The organism is Wohlfahrtiimonas sp. XWW7, assembly GCF_056716055.1.
Genome location: NZ_CP168032.1, coordinates 168,673 through 191,985, shown reverse-complemented (window position 1 = coordinate 191,985; position 23,313 = coordinate 168,673). Strand labels below are relative to the sequence as shown.

The 23,313-nt window shown below is 37.7% G+C and carries 23 protein-coding genes and 1 tRNA gene; 14 read left to right on the top strand and 10 right to left on the bottom strand.

Going from position 1 to position 23,313, the window contains the following annotated elements; genetic code table 11:
* Positions 1 to 38 precede the first annotated feature (38 nt).
* The 9 genes from pckA to ACA100_RS00900 form a co-directional block, all read right to left on the bottom strand.
* Positions 39 to 1,652 carry a phosphoenolpyruvate carboxykinase (ATP) gene (gene pckA, locus ACA100_RS00940; protein WP_481078153.1) on the bottom strand — a complete coding sequence of 538 codons (1,614 nt, stop codon included), beginning with the start codon at positions 1,650 to 1,652 and terminating at the stop codon, positions 39 to 41.
* Positions 1,653 to 1,753: 101 nt separating this feature from the next.
* Positions 1,754 to 2,920: a D-alanyl-D-alanine carboxypeptidase family protein gene (locus ACA100_RS00935; protein WP_481078152.1), complete on the bottom strand. Its 1,167-nt coding sequence runs from the start codon at positions 2,918 to 2,920 to the stop codon at positions 1,754 to 1,756.
* A gap of 16 nt (positions 2,921 to 2,936) precedes the next feature.
* Positions 2,937 to 3,779 carry a septal ring lytic transglycosylase RlpA family protein gene (locus ACA100_RS00930; RefSeq protein WP_481078151.1) on the bottom strand — a complete coding sequence of 281 codons (843 nt, stop codon included), beginning with the start codon at positions 3,777 to 3,779 and terminating at the stop codon, positions 2,937 to 2,939.
* A 3-nt stretch (positions 3,780 to 3,782) separates the two neighbouring features.
* The gene (mltB, locus tag ACA100_RS00925) at positions 3,783 to 4,829 is read right to left on the bottom strand and encodes a lytic murein transglycosylase B (protein WP_481078150.1); all 1,047 of its coding nucleotides are present in this window, start codon (positions 4,827 to 4,829) and stop codon (positions 3,783 to 3,785) included.
* Positions 4,826 to 5,962: a rod shape-determining protein RodA gene (gene rodA / locus ACA100_RS00920; protein WP_481078149.1), complete on the bottom strand. Its 1,137-nt coding sequence runs from the start codon at positions 5,960 to 5,962 to the stop codon at positions 4,826 to 4,828. Before rodA ends, mltB begins: the two co-directional genes overlap by 4 nt.
* Entirely contained in the window at positions 5,962 to 7,881 is a 1,920-nt protein-coding gene (gene mrdA / locus ACA100_RS00915) for a penicillin-binding protein 2 (RefSeq protein ID WP_481078148.1), read from the bottom strand. Before mrdA ends, rodA begins: the two co-directional genes overlap by 1 nt.
* 5 nt (positions 7,882 to 7,886) lie before the next feature.
* Complete coding sequence (mreD, locus tag ACA100_RS00910; RefSeq protein WP_481078147.1) at positions 7,887 to 8,369, bottom strand: rod shape-determining protein MreD; 483 nt, start codon at positions 8,367 to 8,369, stop codon at positions 7,887 to 7,889.
* Complete coding sequence (mreC, locus tag ACA100_RS00905; protein WP_481078146.1) at positions 8,369 to 9,247, bottom strand: rod shape-determining protein MreC; 879 nt, start codon at positions 9,245 to 9,247, stop codon at positions 8,369 to 8,371. Before mreC ends, mreD begins: the two co-directional genes overlap by 1 nt.
* A gap of 6 nt (positions 9,248 to 9,253) precedes the next feature.
* The gene (locus tag ACA100_RS00900; protein ID WP_481078145.1) at positions 9,254 to 10,303 is read right to left on the bottom strand and encodes a rod shape-determining protein; all 1,050 of its coding nucleotides are present in this window, start codon (positions 10,301 to 10,303) and stop codon (positions 9,254 to 9,256) included.
* Positions 10,304 to 10,451: 148 nt separating this feature from the next.
* On the opposite strand from ACA100_RS00900, the gene tpiA reads away from it, so the two are divergent.
* The 14 genes from tpiA (at position 10,452) to ACA100_RS00830 (ending at position 21,205) form a co-directional block, all read left to right on the top strand.
* Entirely contained in the window at positions 10,452 to 11,201 is a 750-nt protein-coding gene (gene tpiA / locus ACA100_RS00895) for a triose-phosphate isomerase (protein ID WP_481078144.1), read from the top strand.
* Positions 11,202 to 11,216: 15 nt separating this feature from the next.
* Positions 11,217 to 11,528 carry a preprotein translocase subunit SecG gene (gene secG / locus ACA100_RS00890; protein ID WP_481078143.1) on the top strand — a complete coding sequence of 104 codons (312 nt, stop codon included), beginning with the start codon at positions 11,217 to 11,219 and terminating at the stop codon, positions 11,526 to 11,528.
* A gap of 60 nt (positions 11,529 to 11,588) precedes the next feature.
* Positions 11,589 to 11,673: transfer RNA gene (locus ACA100_RS00885), tRNA-Leu, on the top strand.
* Positions 11,674 to 11,700: 27 nt separating this feature from the next.
* Positions 11,701 to 12,918 carry a type II secretion system F family protein gene (locus ACA100_RS00880; protein WP_481078142.1) on the top strand — a complete coding sequence of 406 codons (1,218 nt, stop codon included), beginning with the start codon at positions 11,701 to 11,703 and terminating at the stop codon, positions 12,916 to 12,918.
* 16 nt (positions 12,919 to 12,934) lie between these two features.
* On the top strand, positions 12,935 to 13,879 hold the full coding sequence (locus ACA100_RS00875; RefSeq protein WP_481078141.1) for a prepilin peptidase: 945 nt from the start codon (positions 12,935 to 12,937) through the stop codon (positions 13,877 to 13,879).
* Positions 13,880 to 13,890: 11 nt separating this feature from the next.
* Entirely contained in the window at positions 13,891 to 14,499 is a 609-nt protein-coding gene (coaE, locus tag ACA100_RS00870; RefSeq protein ID WP_481078140.1) for a dephospho-CoA kinase, read from the top strand.
* A 21-nt stretch (positions 14,500 to 14,520) separates the two neighbouring features.
* A complete protein-coding gene (gene zapD, locus ACA100_RS00865; RefSeq protein WP_481078139.1) occupies positions 14,521 to 15,234 on the top strand; it encodes a cell division protein ZapD in 714 nt (237 codons plus the stop codon).
* 12 nt (positions 15,235 to 15,246) lie between these two features.
* Positions 15,247 to 15,981, top strand: a complete 735-nt coding sequence (gene fabG, locus ACA100_RS00860; protein WP_481078138.1) for a 3-oxoacyl-ACP reductase FabG — start codon at positions 15,247 to 15,249, stop codon at positions 15,979 to 15,981.
* Positions 15,982 to 16,084: 103 nt separating this feature from the next.
* The gene (acpP, locus tag ACA100_RS00855) at positions 16,085 to 16,324 is read left to right on the top strand and encodes an acyl carrier protein (protein WP_077926727.1); all 240 of its coding nucleotides are present in this window, start codon (positions 16,085 to 16,087) and stop codon (positions 16,322 to 16,324) included.
* A 122-nt stretch (positions 16,325 to 16,446) separates the two neighbouring features.
* Complete coding sequence (fabF, locus tag ACA100_RS00850; protein WP_481078137.1) at positions 16,447 to 17,688, top strand: beta-ketoacyl-ACP synthase II; 1,242 nt, start codon at positions 16,447 to 16,449, stop codon at positions 17,686 to 17,688.
* Positions 17,688 to 18,761 (top strand): endolytic transglycosylase MltG, encoded by a 1,074-nt coding sequence (gene mltG / locus ACA100_RS00845; RefSeq protein WP_481078136.1) that lies wholly within the window; start codon positions 17,688 to 17,690, stop codon positions 18,759 to 18,761. Before fabF ends, mltG begins: the two co-directional genes overlap by 1 nt.
* 2 nt (positions 18,762 to 18,763) lie before the next feature.
* Positions 18,764 to 19,381 carry a dTMP kinase gene (gene tmk / locus ACA100_RS00840; RefSeq protein ID WP_481078135.1) on the top strand — a complete coding sequence of 206 codons (618 nt, stop codon included), beginning with the start codon at positions 18,764 to 18,766 and terminating at the stop codon, positions 19,379 to 19,381.
* Between the two features lie 8 nt (positions 19,382 to 19,389).
* Entirely contained in the window at positions 19,390 to 20,328 is a 939-nt protein-coding gene (gene holB / locus ACA100_RS00835) for a DNA polymerase III subunit delta' (protein ID WP_481078134.1), read from the top strand.
* 394 nt (positions 20,329 to 20,722) lie between these two features.
* Positions 20,723 to 21,205: a pilin gene (locus ACA100_RS00830; RefSeq protein WP_481078133.1), complete on the top strand. Its 483-nt coding sequence runs from the start codon at positions 20,723 to 20,725 to the stop codon at positions 21,203 to 21,205.
* A gap of 80 nt (positions 21,206 to 21,285) precedes the next feature.
* Here ACA100_RS00830 and uvrB read toward each other — a convergent pair whose 3' ends face one another.
* Positions 21,286 to 23,280, bottom strand: coding sequence for an excinuclease ABC subunit UvrB (gene uvrB, locus ACA100_RS00825; protein WP_481078132.1), 1,995 nt, complete (start codon positions 23,278 to 23,280; stop codon positions 21,286 to 21,288).
* Positions 23,281 to 23,313 lie beyond the last annotated feature (33 nt).

Below are 23,313 nucleotides of genomic sequence, written 5' to 3'. Positions count from 1 at the left end.
TTGCGGGATTTTTAGTTCATTAGATTATTTGGTTTGCATTAGTCTTTTTGAGGACCTGCTGCAACCAAAGATGCACCTAAATCTGTATCTGTATAGCGTGAGAAGTTTGTGATAAAGCGACCTGCTAGATCTTGTGCTTTACCTTCCCATTCAGATTCAGCCGAATAAGTATTGCGAGGATCTAATAAATTAGTCTCTACATTTGGCAATTCTGTAGGCATTTCTAAATTGAAGATTGGCAATGTTGCTGTTGGTAATTGGTCGATTTCACCGCTCAAAATAGAGTTGATGATTGTGCGTGTATCTTTCAAAGAAATACGCTTGCCAGTACCATTCCAACCAGTATTTACCAAGTATGCTTCTGCGCCTGATTCTTGCATTCTTTTCACTAATACATCTGAGTATTGAGTTGGGTGAAGTAATAAGAATGCTGCACCAAAACATGCGGAGAATGTTGGTGTTGGCTCTGTGATGCCGCGCTCTGTACCTGCAACTTTTGAAGTAAAGCCAGACAAGAAATAGTATTGAGTTTGTTCAGGAGTCAATTTTGAAACAGGTGGGAATACACCAAAAGCATCAGCTGTTAAGAAGATGACTTTCTTAGCTGCACCAGCTTTAGAAATTGGTTCAACAATGTTCTCAATATGATTGATTGGGTAAGAAACACGAGTATTCTCAGTTTTTGAACCATCATTAAAATCAATCGTACCATCTTCTAATACAACAACGTTCTCTAACAATGCATCACGACGGATCGCGCCATAGATTTCAGGTTCAGCAGCACCAGATAAATTGATAGTTTTAGCGTAACAGCCACCTTCAAAGTTAAATACGCCATCATCGTCCCAACCATGTTCATCATCACCGATGAGTTCGCGGTTTGGATCCGTTGATAATGTTGTTTTACCTGTACCAGAAAGACCAAAGAATACTGCAACGTCGCCTTCTTTGCCAACATTGGCAGAACAGTGCATAGATGCAATACCTTTCAATGGCAATAAGTAATTCATTACAGAGAATAAACCTTTCTTCATTTCGCCGCCGTACCAAGTACCACCAATTAACTGAATATTTTCAGTTAAGTTGAATGCAACAAAGTTTTCAGAATGTAAGCCATGTTCTTTCCAGTTTGGATCTGTGCATTTTGCACCATTCATTACTGTGAAGTTTGGTTCAAAAGTTGCTAATTCTTCCGCGTTTGGACGAATAAACATATTTGTTACAAAGTGAGCTTGCCATGCAACTTCAGTGATGAAGCGTACGCTTAAGCGTGTATCTTTGTTTGCGCCACAAAAAGCATCAACAATGTATAGCTTTTTGTTTGTTAATTGGTTTGTTACAACGTCTTTCAAAGCAGACCATGATTCTTGTGACAAAGGATCATTGTCATTCTTTACACCGCCAGTGCCATTCCACCAAACAGTATTTTCAGTTGTTGCATCTTTAACAATAAACTTATCTTTCGGAGAACGGCCAGTAAATTCACCAGTATCCACTGCCAACGCACCTAAGTTTGTTAAGGTTGCTTTTTCAAAACCAGTTAATGATGGATCCATTTCTGCTTCATATAGTGCATCATAGCTAGGATTATGGATAATCTCAGATGCTACAATGTTATGTGATTGCAAAAATGCCTTAATCTTGTCGATCATTTCAATCTCTCCGGGATGATTGTCAGTGTAAAGTAAAAAATATTAAAGTTCGATATTATACTCGAATGCTACTCTTTTACTACAGCTGATTGGATTTAATACTAAAATAACTGAGTTTTAACCTTTTGAAATTTGTATTGGAATTTGTATTTAAACTTATCCCAATAGCGCTTGACAAAGCTAGCTTCTTCGATGGTATTACCTGCATATAACTGAGTTGTTAAAACGGTTTTATTACCATTTTTAACAATATATTTACCAATCGGAGCGCCTTTTTCAATCGGTGCTAATAATGGTTTTTGAACTTCAATCGTTGATGTTAAATTCGCATATTGCCCACGCGGATAAGTCACATAAACGTTTTTATCTGATATTAATTTCACGTAATCAGAAGTGCCTTCATGAACTGGCGATTCTAAGATTACTTGATCTTGATCATATAATTTCTTGTGTTCAAAGTTAAGAAATGCATAGTTAAGTAACTCTGTGGATAGTTGAGCTCTCTCTTTTTCATTATTGGTGCCTAAAACAACAACAATGACCCGAAAACCATTACGAACTGCGCTAGATGCTAAATTATAACCTGCCGAATTGGTGTGGCCAGTTTTAATGCCATCTACGCTTGGATCTGTCCATAATAAAGTGTTACGGTTTTTTTGTGTAATGTTATTCCATGTAAAAGATTTCTGTGAGTAAATCTTATAATGGCTTGGAAAATCATGAATTAAGTGGCGAGAAAGTACAGCTAAATCGTACGCACTGCTGTAGTGATTTGCATGTGGTAAACCCGATGCATTCATGAAATGAGTATCTTTCATGCCAAGTTCTAGTGCTTTTTTATTCATCTCCATCGCAAATGTTGGTTCGCTACCATACAGATATTCCGCGAGTGCAATGGATGAATCATTCCCTGATTGAATCACTAAGCCTAAAACAAGATCATGCACAGTGATTTTTGAGCCTGCTTCAGCAAACATGCGCGAACCTTCTTGAGATTGTGCATAGGGTGAAATTGTTACTTGAGCATCTTCTTGGATCACACCTTTTTCAATAGCTTCAGCCACTAAGTAGCTCGTCATTACTTTAGTGACACTAGCGGGCTCTAGGCGTTGATTACCATTATAATCGGCCAGTACTTCACCTGTATCGTAATCCATGATTACCCATGCTTTTACAGGAACATTGATCGGGATAGGTGGTAATTGTTGTGCAAAACCCGACCCTGTTGTTGAAAGGACGGAAAGACACACTAAAAGAATTTTTTTCATGAACCTACTCTATGCTTTATGGTTGAAGATTAAATGTTTTAGCAGATAGCCCCTGATTCTTCAAAGAAAAAGCAGCTGCTTCTGCATCATGTTGAGTATTATAACGATGAACGATCACTCGGTAAAATTGACCATCGTAATGAACTTCTGCTGGTAATTGATATGTTTGTCGAATTTGATCTTGATAATTGGCTGCATTATATTCGCTACTGTAAGCATTGAGCTGAACAGTGTATGAGCCATTATTTTGATGTATTGGTGGTGGAATGTAGGGGGCTTCATTCGTTACTTCGATTTTATCCCCACGAGAGTCAGAAAAAGATAGCTCAGGCGTATAAGTATGACCATAAGCTGCTTTGTCGCTATTGAGATGTTGATAAGGTTTTAAAGCTTCTACTTTAACCTTAGCAGTGCCTTTTGCAATGACGCCTAAATCTTTTGCCGCTTGATAGGAAAGATCTATGATTCTGCCTTTAGAGAATGGTCCGCGGTCATCGACTCGTAAATTGACTGATTTACCATTCTCCAGATTGGTTACTTTGACATACGTTGGAATTGGTAAAGTTTTATGTGCAGCAGAATAGCTGTACATATTATATGGCGTGCCGCTAGATGTGCGTTTACCATGAAAATCTTTTCCGTACCAAGATGCCATGCCTACTTCGCTGTATCCTTTAGATGTTTCTTTAACTTTATAGGTTTGTCCCATCACTTTATAGCTTTTAGGATTACCATATTTGCTCACAGGCTCTTCTTTTGGGATCGCACCATTTTTAGAAGCTTTATGCGGTGATTTACTACCGCAACCAGCGAGCACTAAAGAGAAAATCAGTATCAGGATAACATTGCGATTAGGCATAAATTATTTCCTTGAGTCAATAGCATTGGCTAGCTGAGAAACGGCAAGTGCATACATATTAGAGTGATTGTATCGTGTAATTACATAAAAATTGTAGAAACCAATCCAATATTCATTATTACCAGGTGAAACTTCAAATTGCATTAATGTCACAGGATTGCTTGTATTAATGGCAGTTTGAACGCCTAATTGTTTTAATGTTGTTAAATTAGTTTTAGGTGGGCGAACTGGGCCACGTTGGAAATAACTGTTAACAGCTTGAGGATTTGAAATGCTTACTTCAGATGCTAACTGTCCATTTCTCTGCCAACCATGTTTTGCCAAATAATTTGCAACAGAGCCAATGGCATCGACAGGGTTGTTCCACAAATCTTTAATGCCATCACCATCGAAATCAACGGCATAAGCCATATAGCTAGATGGCATAAACTGAGGATAACCCATCGCGCCTGCATATGATCCTTTAAAGCTGAAAGGATCACGTTGCATGTTATAAGCGATGGTTAAGAATTTTTGTAACTCATTAGAGAAAAAATCAGCGCGACGAGGATATTCAAAGCTTAACGTTGACAATGCATCAACAACAGCCCAATTACCTCGATTACCACCATAACTTGTTTCTACACCAATGATAGCTGTAATTACAGAAGCAGAAACGCCATATTCAGCTTCTGCACGTTGTAATGCAGATTGATATCGATTGTAAAAATCAACACCGCCATTAATTCTACTTTCTGTGATGAAAATAGGGCGATAACGACCCCAGTTCATTTTTTCTGCTGGGCGATTCATTGCATCGATAATTGTTGGTTTGATGGAAGCTTTATTGAGCGTATCTGTTAACCATTTTTTATCAATGCCTGTTTTATTGTGTGTTTTTTCAATGAAATTTGCTACATCAGAGCGTGATGCTAAATTTGTTTCTGCGCGTACAGAATAGGCAGGTTCACTTTTGGTTTCTGTTTTTTTGATGGGCGCAGTTGTATTGCTCGTACAAGCTGAGATGAATAGGATTGTAGAACTGGCTAAGAGTAAATTTAGTCGTTTCACGTGGTGTATTCCTTTTCTTTTTTAGGCTCTGGGTGTGCGAAAATGCTCATTATTATACCAAACGATAGGAACAAGGTCACAATGGATGTTCCGCCGTAACTAATAAATGGCAACGGTACGCCAACGATTGGTAATAGTCCACTTACCATACCAGCATTGACGAAGATGTAGAAGAAAAAACATGAGGTGATTGCAGCGCCTATTAGTTTATTGAAAGGATCCCGAGCTTTATTGATGAGATAGAATGCTCTCAGAATAATTAATAAATATAAGCTTAATAAAATGGCAATGCCGACAAAACCAAACTCTTCTGCTGTGATGGCATAGATAAAATCTGTTGAAGACTCAGGCAAGAATTTAAGAGATGCTTGAGTACTATTGAACCAGCCTTTGCCGTAGATTCCACCTGAGCCAATTGCTATTTTGGATTGAATGATTTGATAGCCTTTGCCTAAAGGATCAGATTCGGGATCTAATAAAGTTAAAATTCTACCTTTTTGATAGCCTTGTAAGCCAAACTCCCAAATAATGGGTAAGGCAATGCCAACTAAAATTATTGTAATAATAATGTATCGCCACTGTAATCCACTGAAAAATATTGCTGTGACACATGCAAATAGTATTAATAAAGCTGTCCCAAGATCGGGCTGATAAAGCACTAAAGCAAAAGGAGCCACAGTGATGATGAGAGCAGTAATAATGACAAAAAAACTTGGCGGTAAATTGCGATTACTTAAATAATAAGCCACCATCATTGGCGCGGCTAATTTCATTAATTCAGAAGGTTGAAATCTTACGACTTTAAGATCTAACCATCGATGAGAACCGTTGACTTCTATGCCGATAAAATATATCAAAACTAATGCAATGATACTGATGGTAAAGACATAAGGTGTTAAGCTTTTAATGACATAGGGCGGTGTAAATGCAATGATGAGCATGGCAAATATGCCAATGCCCATACGAACAGCTTGGGCTTGCACAACCGCTAAACTACCACCAGAAGCACTGTACAGAATGGTTAAGCCGCAGGCACATACTGCTAATAATAATAAAAATAAGGTTGTATCCAAATGAAAAAAAGCCAATAAGCCCCGAGGCTTTAATGATGGATTTGGATCATAGTAGCTCATTATTCACCCGCTCTAGCATTGGTGGATGGTGTTTTTAATGGTGCTGTAAAATCTGATACCCAAGCATTGATAACTTCTTTGGCAATGGGTGCGGCAACACCTGAACCAGATCCACCATTTTCTAGAAACACAGTCACCACAATGGTTGGGTCTTCTGCGGGAGCAAAAGCGGTAAACCATGCGTGATCGTGATGCTTTTTAGCTAAAGCCTTTTTATTGTATACAGCATTTTGCGCAATAGATTTCACTTGCGCTGTTCCTGATTTTCCTGCAATTTTATAATTGAGTCCTGTGCTAATGCGACGTGCCGTGCCTTGACTGCCATGTACTACGCCAATCATCCCATCAATCACACCAGCCCAATATTCAGGTTTACTGATGAGAACAGGTTCTGCTGGCGTGGGTTGAATATTAGTTAGCGCTTGTGTTGCGGGATTGCGTGTTGCTTTTAGAATATGCGGAGTATAGGCTTTACCTTTTTGAGCAACGATTGCTGTGGCTTGATTGACCTGTAGAGGTGTTGTTAGCCAGTAGCTTTGACCAATGCCTGCTGTCACTGTTTCGCCATCAAACCAAGGTTGATTGAAAGTTTGGCGTTTATAGGCAGGTGTTGGCATTGTTCCGTGACTTTCGCCCAATAAATCAATCCCTGTAGGTTTGCCTAAAGAGAATTGTTTCAAGAAATCAGTCATTGGTGTGATGCCCATTTTGTAAGCGAGATCGTAATAATAGACATCGCAGGATTGTACCAAGGAAAGGTATAAGTTTACTTTACCATGTCCCCATCTTCGCCAGTCTCTAAATTTATGTTTGCTGCCTGGTACTTGGTAAAAGCCTTGGCAAGATACAGTGGATGTAGGTGTGATGATGCCATGCTCAAGCCCAGCTAGGGCGATTTGTGGCTTAATGGTTGATCCAGGAGGGTAGCGACCTTGCATCACACGATTGAGGAACGGTTTGTCAGGATCATTATTCAATTGGTTAAAATCTGTATGACTGATGCCATTAACGAATAAATTAGGATTGTAATCTGGTTTAGACACAAATGCGAGAACCTCGCCAGTTTTTGGATCAAAAGCTACGATGGCGCCAGTGTAACCCGTTAATACTGATTCTGCGACTCGCTGTAATCGCATATCTAATGTTAGATAAATATCTTGGCCAGGAATTGGAAGGGTTTGTTCTAATCTACGGATAATTCTACCGCTTGAATTCGTTTCAACCTCTTCAAATCCCATCGTGCCACGCAGAATATCCTCAAAGCTTTTTTCAGCGCCTTTTTTACCAATATGGGTCAGCGTGAGATATTGATTTTGTATATTTTTAGCCTCAATATCTTTATTGTCATTGGCGTCTATTCGGCCTACATAGCCTAATGCGTGAACTGCACTATTCATTTCAGGATAGTAACGTGTGAGTTGCGATGTAATTTCAACGCCATCCAATTGATAAAGATTGACAGATAAAGTATTGATCTCTTCTTCTGTTAATTGCTCTTTAATGGGCACGGGTGTTTGGCGAGAAGTCACACGGTTAATGCGTTGATATTTTGCGATCTCTTGTTCAGAAATGGGAATCCATTGTTGAAGTTTTTGAATAATTTCTTCCACAGATTGAGATGTATTTTGTTTGGTAATGGTTAAATTGAAGGAGGGTATGTTTGTTGCTAAAACGACACCGTTGCGGTCAAAAATATGTCCGCGTGTTGGTGGAATGGGGATCAGTTGAATTCTATTAGAATCCGATAATGTTGAGTATTTTTTGTGTAGATTGACTTGTAGATTAAAAAGTTGTGCAAGCAATAAACTAAAGCAAATTAAAATTAAAATAATGACAAAAAATGTACGGTTGCGAAAGACACTCTGAAGCTGGGTCTTGCTTCTTTTTTTTCTCTCAATTGTTGCTGAAAAGAAAGACATGGCTATTATCTAGAAGTAATTTTTAGCATATAGCAAAGCTCAAAGAGCAATGTATAAACTAAAGGCCAAACAAGAATGGATGATACAACGGAACCAAAAACCCAAAAATTAAAAGAGGTTGTTTGTCCCAACATGTTGTTAATGATCAAAGATAAGAATATTTGTAATATATAAAAGCCTGCAAAAGCGGCAGATACTTCAGAGATAGAGAGTTTGGTGAGCCATTTTTTATTTCTTTTTGTAATGTAGGCTGTAATTGCAAAAACAAGTGCATTTAAGCCAAGAGGATAAAGCAGGGCGATATCCATGATGAGCCCAATCAGCCAAGCAGATCCGACGCTGAATTGTGTTTTTGTTGAGTAAAGCCAAAAAAGTACCACCATTAAGAGAAAATGTGGACGAAAAGGCTCTAAGTAATTGGATAGCGAGATCAGTTCTAATGTTAAGCCAAATAGGACAGAGATAATTAATGCAATGTAATATTTCATTATTCAACCTCTTTAATGGGTACGATGGGCGGTTGTGCGACGATGGACTTTAGCACAAGAACTTCTCGAATTTTATTCAATTCGGCTGTTGGTTTTGCGGTGATTTTAGCAAAATGATTGGTAGGATCGTGTTCAATGTTGCTAACAATCGCGACAGGATAGCCTTGTGGGAAGCGTTGATCTAATCCTGATGATATTAGCAAGTCGCCAACTTTTATGTCTTCTTCAATGGGAATATTGAGGATATTTAATGACTGATAGCTGCCAGTGCCTTGTGCTAAACCTCTAATGCCATTGCGATTGACTTGTACAGAAAAAATATGTTGGGGATCGGAAATTAAAATGGCTTGGCTAGACATTGGGTTGACATCAATGATTTGCCCAACAACGCCAGATGTATCAATGATGGGTTGATTCACTTTGATAAGATCTTTTGTGCCGCGGTTGAGTTCAACAATGTGACGATAAGGGTTTGTACTTGTTGAAATGATTTCTGAGATGATTGATGGGTATTGTAAGTTGTTGGATGAACGGAGTAGTAATCGTAAGCGGCGATTTTCAGCTAGTAAGGAAGCGTTCTTTTGCACTTCAAATTCCAATGTGTATTGTCGATCTTGCAGTTTATTAATTGTGTCGATGAGTTCAGATTTATCGCTGAACCATATTTTAATATTTTTTCCTGCGGTACTTGGCAATTCCGCTAACAGTTTGATTGGATAAATCGTTGTATTGACTATTGATTTTGTTGGTTTTGTATAATCAGTTCTTGCATCTACATATAATAAGACAATGGAAAGCAGAGCAGCTAATACCATTTTTATGGTTAAGATGCTCTGATTTGGGAGTAATTGTTTCTTTTGTGTAGAGATGTTTTGCATTAAGGTTTATTCAAGTGCAAACGCATTTAAACCATATAATCCTTGCATTTCTAGGGCTTTGCCGCCACCACGAACAACACATGTTAAAGGGTCATCCGCAATGATAGCGTCTAAACCTGTTTCTTCGGCAATTAACTTGTCGATGTTGCGTAATAATGCGCCACCGCCAGTGATCACAATGCCGCGCTCAGAAATGTCTGCTGCTAGCTCAGGAGGTGTTTGTTCTAGAGCCAATCGAACTGCGCTAACGATACCTTGTAGTGGTTCCATTAACGCTTCAAGAATTTCATTTGAAGTCAAAGTAAATGTGCGAGGAATCCCTTCACTTAAATTACGGCCACGAACTTGAGTTTCTAAAACTTCATTGATTGGATAAGCTGTACCAATATCTTGCTTAATGCGCTCAGCTGTTGGTTCACCGATCAACATGCCGTAATTGCGACGAACGTATTGGATGATTGCTTCATCAAAGTGGTCGCCACCGATACGAATTGAGTTCGCGTAAACAATACCTGTCAATGAGATGACAGCAACTTCTGATGTACCGCCGCCAATATCTAAAATCATAGAGCCAGTAGCTTCATGAACAGGAATGCCAGCGCCTAAAGCGGCTGCCATTGGTTCAGGGATCAATTTGACTTCTAATGCGCCTGCCGTTTCTGTTGCTTCTTTAATTGCTCGTTTTTCAACATGTGTAGCACCAGATGGAACGCATACAATAATGCGAGGATTTGGGCGAACAAATGCGCGTTTTTGCAAAACTCGGCCAATAAAATTGCCAAGCATGTCTTCCGTTCTTTCAATGTCTGCAATAACACCATCTTTAAGTGGACGATAAGCCTCGATACCATCAGGTGTTCTGCCTAACATGCGTTTTGCCTCATGGCCAACTGCCGCAACTCTTTCGCGGCCAGTTTTTTTATCTTTTTCCATAGCAACAACTGAAGGTTCATTTAAAACTATGCCTTGTCCGCGAACATAAATCAGAGTGTTAGCTGTCCCTAAGTCGATTGAAAGGTCACATGAAAAAAGAGACTTTAGTCGTTTTGGTATCATAATTAGTCCATCTGTCATAAGAAGGTTAAAGTTAAGGGAGTCATTTTACATGCTTTTATGGGAATATAAACATGTTTGCTATAAAAAAAAGCCACAATGAGTTAGTATACAACACAATTAATATTGCTCGTGAAAGTAAAGGTCGTTTATGAAAAAGAAAATGATTGCTGGTAACTGGAAGATGAATAGTGATAAAACTATGGCGGCAACAATAGTGGCTGGCATTATGGATGCGGCTAATGAAAGTGTTCATGATGTTGTAATTGCGCCATCATTTGTTTATTTATCACAAGTTGCTGAAAAAATTGTCGGGTCAAAAATTCAATTAAGTGCTCAAAATTTAGCTGAGCATGACTCAGGTGCATATACTGGAGAGGTTTCTGGTGCTATGTTGTCAGATATTGGGTGTACTTATGTTTTGGCAGGGCATTCTGAACGTCGTCAATTATTTGGTGAAACCAATGATATTGTTGCTGTAAAGGTTGAGAAAGCACTTGAGAATGGTTTGGTGCCAATTTTCTGTGTTGGTGAAACTTTAGAAGAGCGTGAAAGTGATGAATGGAAAAATGTTATCCTTGCACAAATGTCTGCTGTGATTGAACGCTGTGGAATCGATGCATTTGAGAAAATCATTGTTGCATATGAACCTGTTTGGGCAATAGGAACAGGAAAGTCTGCAAGTGCTGAGATTGCTAACGAAGTTCATGAGTTTATTTACTATACATTAGAATCTAAAAGTGATAAAATTCGCCCTTTGTTAAGAGTTCTTTATGGTGGAAGCGTGACAGCAGAAAACTCTGCTCAGTATATGTCTCAAGCGTATATTGATGGTGTTTTGGTTGGCGGTGCTTCTTTAAAGCCAAGTGTGTTTTCGGAAATTATTCGAAGCGTAGAGTAAATTTGAAGGTCTAATATGGTATTAACAACAATCATTACAGTAATACATGTTTTAGTGGCAATCGCTATTGTTTGTTTGGTTCTAGTGCAACATGGTAAAGGTGCTGATGCTGGTGCTGCATTTGGTAGTGGCGCATCTGGTACAGTATTTGGTGCAGCAGGTAAAAGTAACTTTTTAGCAAAGTTAACTAAATGGATGGTTGTTGTGTTTTTTGTAACAAGTTTTTCAATGATGGTTTTGTATGGTAAAGCAGCAACGAGTGAAACAGAAAGTGTTTTAGATGCGCCAGCAACATCTCTTGTTCCAAATATTGATGGTAGTAAGTAGTTCTAGCACATAAAATGTGCAGACAAAAAAAATAATTAAGATATACTGTTCAAGTTAATTGCCGGCGTGGTGGAATTGGTAGACACGCTACCTTGAGGTGGTAGTGCTGCAAGGCTTCCCGGTTCAAATCCGGGCGTCGGTACCATAATAATAAATATATGGGTGCATCCTTATGGCTTTAGATAATCGAAAAGAAGTCGACTACAATTGGGTTGGTCGAGACAAGCTGGGGAATCGTGTTGAAGGAACATTGAAAGGTTCTTCACCTACTAAAATTAGAGCATTGTTAAATGCTCAAGGCATTCAGCCGTTAAAAATCGTTAAAGCAAAAGTTAAAAAGGGTAAGGGCGGTAAAGTAAAGCCTGAAGATATTATGTTGTTCACGCGACAGTTGGCAACTATGCTTCAAGCAGGTTTACCTTTATCTGAAGCCTTGGCTATGCAGGCTTCGGGAGCTTCTAAGATTGCTTTGAGCGAATTGTTGTATGCAGTAAAAACAGATGTGGATCGTGGTGGTGGTTTGTCTAATGCATTGGCAAAACACCCTTTTGTATTTGATAAGACATATGTTGGGCTTGTTGCGGCGGGTGAGCGCTCGGGTACGCTTGAAAAAATACTCTCTCAATTAGCAGAATTTCTAGAAAAAAATAGTCGAATTAAAAAAACGATTAAGAAAGCTTTGGTTTATCCGATCATTGTTATCTGTATCGCTTTAGGTATTACAGCATTAATTCTTTGGAAAGTTGTGCCTGTATTTGCTGATATGTTTAAAGAACAAGGTCGTGAACTCCCCGCAGCAACGCAGTTCGTTGTGAATATTTCAGAGGGAATTCGTTCTTGGACGTTTGTCTATATTATTATGGGGATTGGTGTCTTTATTTTTCTATTCAAACGACTATTGCGCACTAACGATAAATTTAAACGTAAATTTGATGAGCAAACATTGAAGCTTCCTGTGTTTGGTAACTTAATTGTTTTATCTAACAGTGCTAACTTTGCAAGTACATTGGCAACCATGTATGAAGCAGGTACGCCAATCATTGCATCACTCAATACTGTTGCAAATTCAACAAGTAACTCTGTTTTCCAAGAAGCTATAGAAAAAATTAAAGGTAATGTTGCCATCGGTCAGGAATTGAATTTTGCCATGAGGCAATCGAAAATGTTCCCAGATATGGTGAGTTATATGATTGGTATTGGTGAAAAATCGGGTAACTTATCCGAAATGTTGACAAAAGTATCTGACCTGTATATGGAAGATATTGATAATGCTGTAGGCGCGATGATGTCATTAATTGAACCAATTTTGATTGTGATCTTGGGTTCATTGGTTGGTGGTATTGTTGTTGCAATGTATCTACCACTGTTTAGTATGGCAGAAGGCGCATAATTAGAGATATTAACGAGTGACTTTGATCCAAAACTTAGATCTTTTGATATATATATTGGTGTTTGTATTAGGCGCTGCTATAGGCAGCTTCCTTAATGTTGTGGCTTATCGTTTGCCTAAGATTATTTTTGACCAAAATTATCAGCTCATTTCTGAGTTTTTAATTGAAGAATCTGAAAAGAAACATCGATTTCTGAGTGGTATAAAAATATTAGATAAATTATTGGCTCGTTCAGATGCTAAAGAGCTGCTCAATAAGTCAGATGTTTTGCCGAAAAAAGGATTGCGGTATTTAGCATTTCCGCCATCGTCTTGTCCTAATTGTGATCATAAAATTAAATTCTATGAAAACATTCCTGTTTTAGGTTGGGTCTTTTTAAGAGGGAAATGTTCGGGTTGTCATCAGAAAATTTCTCCTCAATATCCAATCATTGAGTTTGTCACAGGCTTATTGTCAGTGTTTGTTGTCTGTGTTTTGGGTTTAACTGTTGAAGCTCTGTGTTTTTTATTTTTTGTATGGATTTTAATTTCTCTGACATTAATAGATTTGGAATTTAGAATTTTACCAGATGAATTGACGAACCCTATGATTTGGTTGGGGTTGATTTTAAGTTATTTTTCTATTATTACACTCTCATTTAAAGCTGCATTTTTAGGCGCAATTATAGGCTATTTGTCGCTTTGGTTGATTAATCAATTTTCATTGTTGGTATTTAAAAAAGTTGGTGTGGGCGCTGGAGATTTTAAATTATTAGCAATGATTGGTGCATGGCAAGGTGTTGGTAATCTGTTCAATGTCATTCTTATCTCATCCATCGCAGGTGCTATCATTGGTATTCTGATGCTATTTTTACGCAAAGATGAGGACAAATATATTCCTTATGGTCCATTTTTAGCCTTGGGATCTATCATTGTGCTGTTGTTTGATTTACATGCAGAATCTTTCTTTTATTTGGGCTGATGTATAGCTTTATGAAGCGTATAGTTTTATTAACAGGTGGCATTGCTTCTGGTAAAACATTTGTTTCTGATTATTTATCAAAGCTGAATGCTCATGTGATCGATACAGATGTTATTGCGCGCAATCTATTGCTTTCAGGTGCATCTATTTATTCTAATTCGGCTCTGAAAAGCGTGAAAGATTGCTTTGGTAACGAAATATTTGTTAATGACCAATTAGATCGCAAAAAATTACGAAACATTATTTTTAATGATTCTGATGCTAAAAAATCATTAGAAGAGATCATGCATCCTTTGATTTATCGTTCTGTTATTGAACAATTGGATAATGATACTGGGTCCTATCATTTGATTGTCATTCCATTATTAAACAGTCAATCCCCTTATTTGAAATTGGCTCATGATATTTTGGTGATTGAGGTGGATCCTATCACGCAGAGAGACAGAGTGATGATACGTGATGGAATTGATGAGGTTTTATCAGATCGGATAATTAGTTCTCAAGCAAGTAATCAAGAACGGCGAAATTTAGCGAGTACAATTATTGTGAATACGAACGAATCGTACACTCGAAATATATTGAAACAATTAGATAAACAGTATAGTCTAGCTCCATTGTAAGAGGCTATGGTGAAATAGTTTATGATTTATGAGTTTCCTTTGAGCGAAGGGGTTCGTCGCTTATTAAGAGCTGAAATGTTATTCAAACAAAGTAAAGCTCATATTGAATATGATGATCCTTATAGTACGATTGCGGCACTATCTGCATTGGTTGATTTGGTTGAAATTATTTCAAAAAATAATCTAAAAATAGAAATGATTAAACAGCTAGAAAAACTTCAATTTAAAGATGAAGTCAGTGCTGATGAGAAATTAAAAATTAAAGATTTAATTCAAAATCTTGTTTTTGGTAGTGTTAAAACTTTCGATGAAATTAAAGAAAATATTTTTTTAAACGTAATTCGTCAGCGTTTAAAAGTAACAGGTGGAATCGGTAGTTTTGATCTGCCTAATTTGCACCATTGGTTAAGATTTTCTCATGAATTGCGAAGTGAGCATATTGAGCGTTGGTTCTTATTGTTTGGGCCAACGGAAAGTGCTTTGAAGTATTTATTGTCGACATTAAGACAAATCAAAGATGAAGAAGTTTGTGAGTTTAAGCAGGGATTATTTTATAAAACTGTGAAATGGGATGCTGAATTGGTGAGAGTTGATGTTAAAGATGCATTAATTTACCCTGAATTCAGTGGGAATAAACAGCAGTTAAGTATTCGTTTAATGGAACAATCATCACCTTTTGATCCTGTTGTGCAGGTGCAAAGGGATTTGGAGATGATTGTTGAACGTTGTGGTTAAAAGAGGACATTTATGAGTCAAGAAAAGAAAATTGCATTGGTAACAGGTGCAACGCGTGGTATTGGTAAAGCAATTGCAGAATCATTAGTTGCAGCAAATTATTTTGTCATTGGTACAGCAACTTCTGAAAATGGTACAGCAACGATCCAATCTTTCTTGGGTGAAAATGGTGATGCATTTGTATTGAATGTTGCAGATGCAGAGAGCATTGAAACTGTATTAAAAGCGATCTCTGAAAAATATGGTTCTATCTCTGTATTGGTGAATAATGCAGGTATTACTAAAGATCAATTGTTAATGAGAATGAAAGACGAAGATTGGTCAGATGTTATTACTACAAATTTAACAAGTATTTATAAGTTATCTAAAGCGGTAATGCGTGATATGATGAAGGCTCGTTTTGGTCGTATCGTGAATATTACATCCATTGTTGGTGTAACAGGTAATGGTGGTCAGACGAACTACGCGGCAGCAAAAGCAGGTGTGATTGGCTTTACGAAGTCAATGGCAATTGAAGTTGCAAGTCGTGGTATTACAGTGAACTGTGTGGCACCTGGTTTCATTGATACAGATATGACAAAAGATTTACCAGAAGCAGTAAAAGAATCATTACTCAAAAGTATCCCTATGAATACATTGGGTAAGCCTGAAGATATTGCGAATGCTGTTAAGTTTTTAGCAGCTGAAGAAACAAGCTATATCACAGGTGAAACTATCCATGTAAACGGCGGAATGTTTATGCCTTAAGGCAAGATGTTAAAAAGTCTTGGACTTTAGCAAACATTTTTTTTAAAATACATTTTGGTAATTTGATACCTATTTTTTTATTAAGTTAAGGATTTTTAAAATTATGAGCGATATCGAAGCACGTGTTAAGAAGATTGTTATCGAACAACTTCAAGTAAAAGAAGAGCAAGTAAACAATTCATCTTCTTTTATTGATGATCTAAGCGCGGACTCTTTAGATACAGTTGAATTAGTAATGGCTCTTGAAGAAGAGTTTGATTGTGAAATTCCAGATGAAGAAGCTGAAAAAATCACTACAGTTCAACAAGCAATTGACTACGTGACAGCAAACTTAGATAAATAATTTTATTCAATGTCATAATTTGAATAATCTGGTCAGAATTGTCAATAGAGCGGTTTTCATAGACTTCACAAGTTTTATGAAGCCGTTTTATTTTTTATGGAATTAAAATTTAAGGAATTGTTATGAAGCAGCGAGTAGTTGTCACAGGCTTAGGTATCGTTTCTGCATTAGGAAGTTCCGTGGAATCAGCTTGGACGAATATTTTAGCTGGAGTCAGTGGTGCAGCGCCCATTACTGCATTTGATGCTACTGGCTATCCTGTTACTTTTTCAGCATCAACAAAAGATTTTGACGTATCAAAATATATGAATCCAAAAGATGCTAAACGAATGGATCTTTTTATCCAATATGGTATTGGTGCTGCTGTTGATGCAATTAAAGATGCAGGTTTAGAAATCACTGATGAGAATGCTGATCGTATTGGTGCAATGTTAGGTTCAGGCATTGGCGGATTACCTGGTATTGAGGAAAACTGTGAGACTTTATTGAATAAAGGCCCTAATCGTATCAGTCCTTTTTATGTGCCTCGTTCCATTATTAATATGTTGCCAGGGCAATTATCTATATTGACAGGTTTTAAAGGTCCTTCCATTTCACCTGTAACAGCGTGTGCTTCAGGTACACATTCCATCGGCATGGCTGCAAGAATGATTGCTTACGGTGATGCGGATGTTATGATTGCTGGCGGTGCAGAGATGGCAACGACGCCAACAGGTATTGGTGGCTTTGCAGCAGCAAGAGCATTATCAAATCGTAATGATGAACCAACAAAAGCTTCTCGTCCGTGGGATAAGGATCGCAATGGTTTTGTTTTAGGCGATGGCGCAGGTGTAATCATCTTGGAATCTTACGAACATGCAGTAAAGCGTGGTGCACGTATTTATTGTGAGTTGGTTGGTTTTGGTGCTACAAGTGATGCTTACCACATTACCTCGCCCATGGAAAATGGCGAAGGTGCGGGTCGTTGTATGACAATGGCATTGAATGATGCGAAATTAAATGCTGATGCTGTGGACTATATCAATGCTCATGGTACTTCAACAAAACTGGGTGATATGGCTGAGTTAACAGCAGTTAAATCAATTTTTGGTGAGCATGCATACCAATTAGCAATGAGTTCAACAAAATCGATGACAGGGCATTTACTGGGAGCTGCTGGTGGTATTGAAGCTGTATTCTCTGTATTATCCATTCGAGATAATGTTGCGCCACCCACGATTAATTTAGATCATCCAGATGAAGGTTGCGATTTGAACCTTGTGGCACATACAGCGCAAGAGAGAAAAATCGACGTTGCAATCTCAAATTCATTTGGATTTGGTGGTACAAACGGTACATTAATTTTCCAAAGAGCTAAAGATTAATGAAGTTTTTGCACTACATAAAGAAAGTACTATTTTTTATAGTGAAATATGTTCTTTCTCGCGCGATTTTGCTGGTTTTATTCATCGGATTATTCGTTGGTTTGACGCAGTTTGGTTATAATTTTTTAAATTATATGAAATCTCCTATGATTGCCGATAATAAAACTGTATTAATTGACGTAAAATCAGGCATGAATGCAGACTCTGTTTTACGTGCATTGAAAGCAGAGTTGCCAAATACCAATACACAATTTTTAAAAATTTATGGCCGTTTAACAGGCACACTTAATGACGTTAAAGTCGGTGAGTATGAAGTGACTGATAATATGCGTCCTGCTGATTTTTGGGCGATGGTGACGAAAGGTCGTAGTGTTCAATATAGTTTTACAATTGTGGATGGTTGGAGTTTTAAGCAAATGCGAGAGGCTTTGGCTAAATCTCCAGATGTAGTGCATACAATTTCAGATGATCAAACGCCAGAAGAAGTTATGGCGTTGATTGGTTATGAAGGCCAGCCTTATGAAGGTTACTTTATGCCTGAAACTTATCTTTTCCCTCGTGGTTATACAGATGTCGATGTTTTAAAACGCAGTTATGAATCTATGAATCGTTTTGTGGATGAAGTTTGGGATAAACGAGATATAGATTTACCTATTCAAAACAAGCATGAATTATTAACACTTGCGTCTATCATTGAAAAAGAAACTGGTGTTGCCCATGAAAGACCAGAAATTTCAGGTGTATTTGTTCGACGTTTGAATAAAGGTATGCGTTTACAGACAGATCCAACAGTGATTTATGGTTTGGGTGATAAATATCGAGGCACAATTTATCGCAGTGATTTACAAAGAGATACACCGTATAACACTTATACAAGAGATGGCTTGCCACCAACGCCAATCGCAATGCCAAGTGTTGCAGCTGTTTATGCCGCAGCAAATCCCAAAGAAGGCAATAGTTTATATTTTGTAGCGAAAGGCGATGGATCAGGTGAGCATGTGTTCAATGCAACATTGGATGGGCATAATAAATCAGTTCGTGAATATCGTGCACGATTGAATAGTGGAAAATAATCATGTCAAAAAATCTTGGGCGTTTCATTACGTTTGAAGGTACGGAAGGTGCAGGTAAAAGCACGCAAATCCCAATCATTAAAGATTGGTTGATGAATCAAAATATTAGTGTTATCACAACTCGTGAGCCAGGCGGAACAGATCTTTCTGAAAAAATTCGTCATTTATTATTAACAGAAAATATGTGTGCTGAAACAGAGTTGTTGTTGATGTTTGCAGCCCGTAAAGAGCACATTGAGCAAGTGATTAAACCAGCGTTGAATCGTGGCAATTGGGTTTTATGTGATCGTTTTACAGAAGCAACATATGCTTATCAGGCAGCAGGTCGTTCGATTGGAAGAGAGCACATTGTCTATTTAGAGACATGGTTGCAGGAAAGTTTAAGGCCAGACCGCACATTTTGGTTTGATATAGATGTTTCACAAGGCATGGCTCGTGCTAAAAAACGTCAAGCTTTGGATCGCTTTGAGAGCGAGCAGATTGATTTTTTTGAGACTGTTCGTTCAGGTTATTCGGAATTGGCAAAAGAGAGAACCGAACAGTTTGTGAAAGTAGATGCATCATTATCCATTGATGATATTACAATGCAGATTGAAACTGCTTTGCAGAAATTTCTATGAGTAATATTGTGACAAAATTTGCATATTTGCCTTGGTTTGATGATCAATTGACAGAAATGGTCAATCGTTACGATTCAGGGAAATTCCCTCAATCATTGCTCATTACTGGCGAACAAGATATTGGTAAATCTATTTTTGCCAATGATATTGCTAAAAGTATTTTGTGTTTAGATCGGAAAGATCAACGTGCTTGTGGGAAATGTCAAAGCTGTTTATGGATTGACAAAAATAGTCATCCCGATTTATTAAGCATTGCCTCAGAAGAGAAGAGTCACTTTATTAAAGTTGACCAAATTCGTCAGTTGATCCAATTTGCACAGATGACGAGTGAAACTGGCCGCAAAGTGATTGTGATCCATAATGCACATGAGATGAATCTCAATGCAGCCAATGCATTGTTAAAAACATTAGAAGAGCCTGTGGCAAATTGTTATTTGATTTTGGTTTCCAGTTATCCTAAAAAGCTACCCATTACGATTACTAGTCGATGCCAGAGACAATTATTGTCAGTTAATGGGCAGAATGAAACGATCCTGCAATGGTTGGAATCGCAAGGATTAACAGCATCGAGAGAAGTTTTACAGCAATTATTGGCATTGAGTTACGAGCGACCAATTTTGTCGTACAAATTTTTGTCATCCGATGTAATGGTGACAGTGAATGAGCTAGATAAGCTCTTAGTTCGCTATTTGCAGCACAGAAATAATTTGAAAGAGTTATCTGAATTCATTGACAAAAATTGGCAGTTTGCAGCTCATTTGATTTTATATTGGTTGGCGCAGGCTTTAAAAGGTAATCAAGGTGCAGGATTGGTCTCGCAGACTCTGTCAGAGCGCCCAGCAACAGCGCTATTAGAGTATTATGAGGCTTTTATAAAAATCATTGAGTTATCGTCTACAAGTGTTAAACAAGAGTGGATGATTCAAGAATGGTTATTAAAGCTATAAAAAGTATATTTATGTAATTAATTGATGTTATTGGTTATTTATTAGTTGGTATTCTTATTGCTTAAGTCTAGGCATGTAAAAAACAGATAAATAAATTTTACTGAATAATAAATAATAATAGTATCTCCGCTTCTGCCCACATTCTTATGAATGTGGGCTTTTTTTATGTTTAAAATTTTATGGTATAGTGTTTCGCGGAGATAGTATTCTATGGATGACATTTTATGTCATGATTCATTGGAAGAAACTCCGTTTAAACGAGTGATGTTAGTATAATAAAAATATAATTCAATATAAGTAATTGTTTTTATATTAAATTTTAATATTTGGCATGTCTTATGCTTAATGTTAGGCGTCACTAGACAATAATAATTAATTTTTTGGAGAGAAAATTATGTTACAGAAAGGTTTTACATTAATCGAGTTAATGATCGTTGTTGCTATTATCGGTATTTTATCAATGTTCGCATTGCCAGCTTACCAAGATTACACTAAACGTACTTATGTTTCTGAAGGTATTGCATTAGCAACAGGTGCTAAAATGGCAGTTACTGAATACTTTTCTACACAAGGTAAATGGCCTACAGGAAATACTCAAGCAGGTTTGGCTGATGCGGGTGATATTAAAGGACAATCGGTTGCTTCTATTGAGGTTACTGATGGCAGTGCGGCTGATGCAGTAAGTACTATTGTTATTACTTATACTGAAAAAGTAGCAACTGGTGCAACATTGACTTTATCTCCATCAGGTAGTGGTATTGGCGCTAATAATGCTGATGCTGCAGGTTCTGTAAATTGGACATGTACTGCTAAATCTACAGCGATGAAAGATAAATGGTTGCCTGTTAATTGCCGCGATACAATTTCAGGTTCATAATTTCTAATTTAATGTAAATATTAAAGACCCCCGCTTGCGGGGTTTCTTTTTGCCTATAGAATTTGAACAGGAAATTAAAGTTAAATAAAATACTTTTTCAAATAATCAATTTCGTCTCTTACTTTAGCAGCTTCTTCAAACTCTAGGTTTTTAGCATGTTCCATCATCTGCTTTTCTAGCACTGCAATTTTTTGAGTGACAATTTTCGGATCTTTGATTTGATTTAAATCAATGTCATGTGCCTGATTTTGTCGGTCATGATCATTATCCTCAATATCACGCGCATCCTGCATAATATCCGCGACTTTTTTATGGACAGTTTTGGGCACAATGCCATGCAATTCATTGTATTCTTCTTGTTTTGCTCTCCGTCGTTCTGTTTCACCAATCGCTGCTGCCATCGCTTTCGTGATTTTATTGGCATAAAGAATTGCTTTACCTTCTGAGTTACGCGCAGCGCGGCCGATGGTTTGAATTAATGATCTTTCTGATCGTAAGAATCCCTCTTTATCCGCATCTAAAATTGCTACGAGTGAAACCTCAGGAATATCTAAGCCTTCACGCAATAAGTTAATGCCCACTAATACATCAAATACACCTAAACGAAGATCGCGAATGATCTCTGTGCGTTCTACTGTATCAATGTCGGAATGGAGATAACGAACTTTTACTTGATGCTCATTCAAGAAATCTGTGAGATCTTCACTCATGCGTTTGGTTAATGTCGTGATTAATACACGCTCACCTTTAGCAACGCGTTGATAGATTTCGCTTAATACATCATCCACTTGTGTGTCCGCTGGGCGCACTTCTAAGATAGGATCTAATAATCCTGTAGGGCGCACAACTTGTTCTGCAATATTATCTGCATGATCAGCCTCATACGTGCTTGGTGTTGCGGATACAAACACAGATTGTGGCATGAGTTTTTCAAATTCATCAAATCGTAGTGGACGATTATCTAAAGCCGAAGGTAAGCGGAAGCCATAAGTTACTAAATTTTCTTTACGAGAGCGATCACCTTTATACATTGCACCTAATTGCGGAATTGTCACATGTGATTCATCTATGAAAAGTAGTGCATCAGGCGGCAAGTAATCAAACAATGTTGGTGGTGCATCGCCTGCATTTCTGCCAGATAAATAGCGAGAATAGTTTTCGATGCCTTGGCAATAGCCAAGTTCTACGATCATTTCGATATCGAATCTTGTGCGTTGTTCTAATCTTTGTGCTTCCACTAATTTATCGTTAGCACGAAGATATTGCAGTTGCTCAACTAACTCTTCTTTAATTTTTTCGATGGCAGCCAATAATGTTTCTCTTGGCGTGACATAGTGGCTTGAAGGATAAACTGTTAAACGTGGTACTTTACGTTCAACACTTCCAGTTAAAGGATCAAAAAAGCTTAATCGTTCCACTTCATCATCAAATAACTCAATGCGGACTGCGTAACGTTCACTTTCAGCAGGGAATACATCAATGACATCGCCACGAACTCTAAAATTACCACGTTCAAGTACAACATCATTTCTTGTATATTGTAGTTCAGCTAAGCGTTTTAAAATGCTGCGTTGGTCAATTCTTTCACCCACAGTTAGATGAAGGATCATTTTCATGTAATGATCTTTATCGCCTAAACCATAAATGGAAGAAACTGTTGCAACAATAATTGTATCGTTGCGTTCCAAAATAGCTTTGGTTGCAGATAATCGCATCTGTTCAATGTGATCATTCACTGAAGCATCTTTTTCGATATAAGTATCCGATGCTGCAACGTAAGCTTCTGGTTGATAGTAATCATAGTAGGAAACAAAGTATTCCACGGCATTATCAGGAAAGAACTCTTTCATTTCACCATATAACTGTGCCGCTAATGTTTTATTGGGCGCAAGAATGATGGCAGGTCGTTGCGTTTGTGCAATGATGTTTGCCATGGTGAATGTTTTACCTGAGCCTGTTACGCCGAGTAAAGTTTGTGCAGCCAATCCATTATCTAATCCGTTGACTAAACTTTGAATGGCTGTGGGCTGATCACCTGAAGGTTGATAGCTACTTTTTAGATCAAATCGGTTCATTTATATAAATATTTACAAGTAGAGATTGAATTT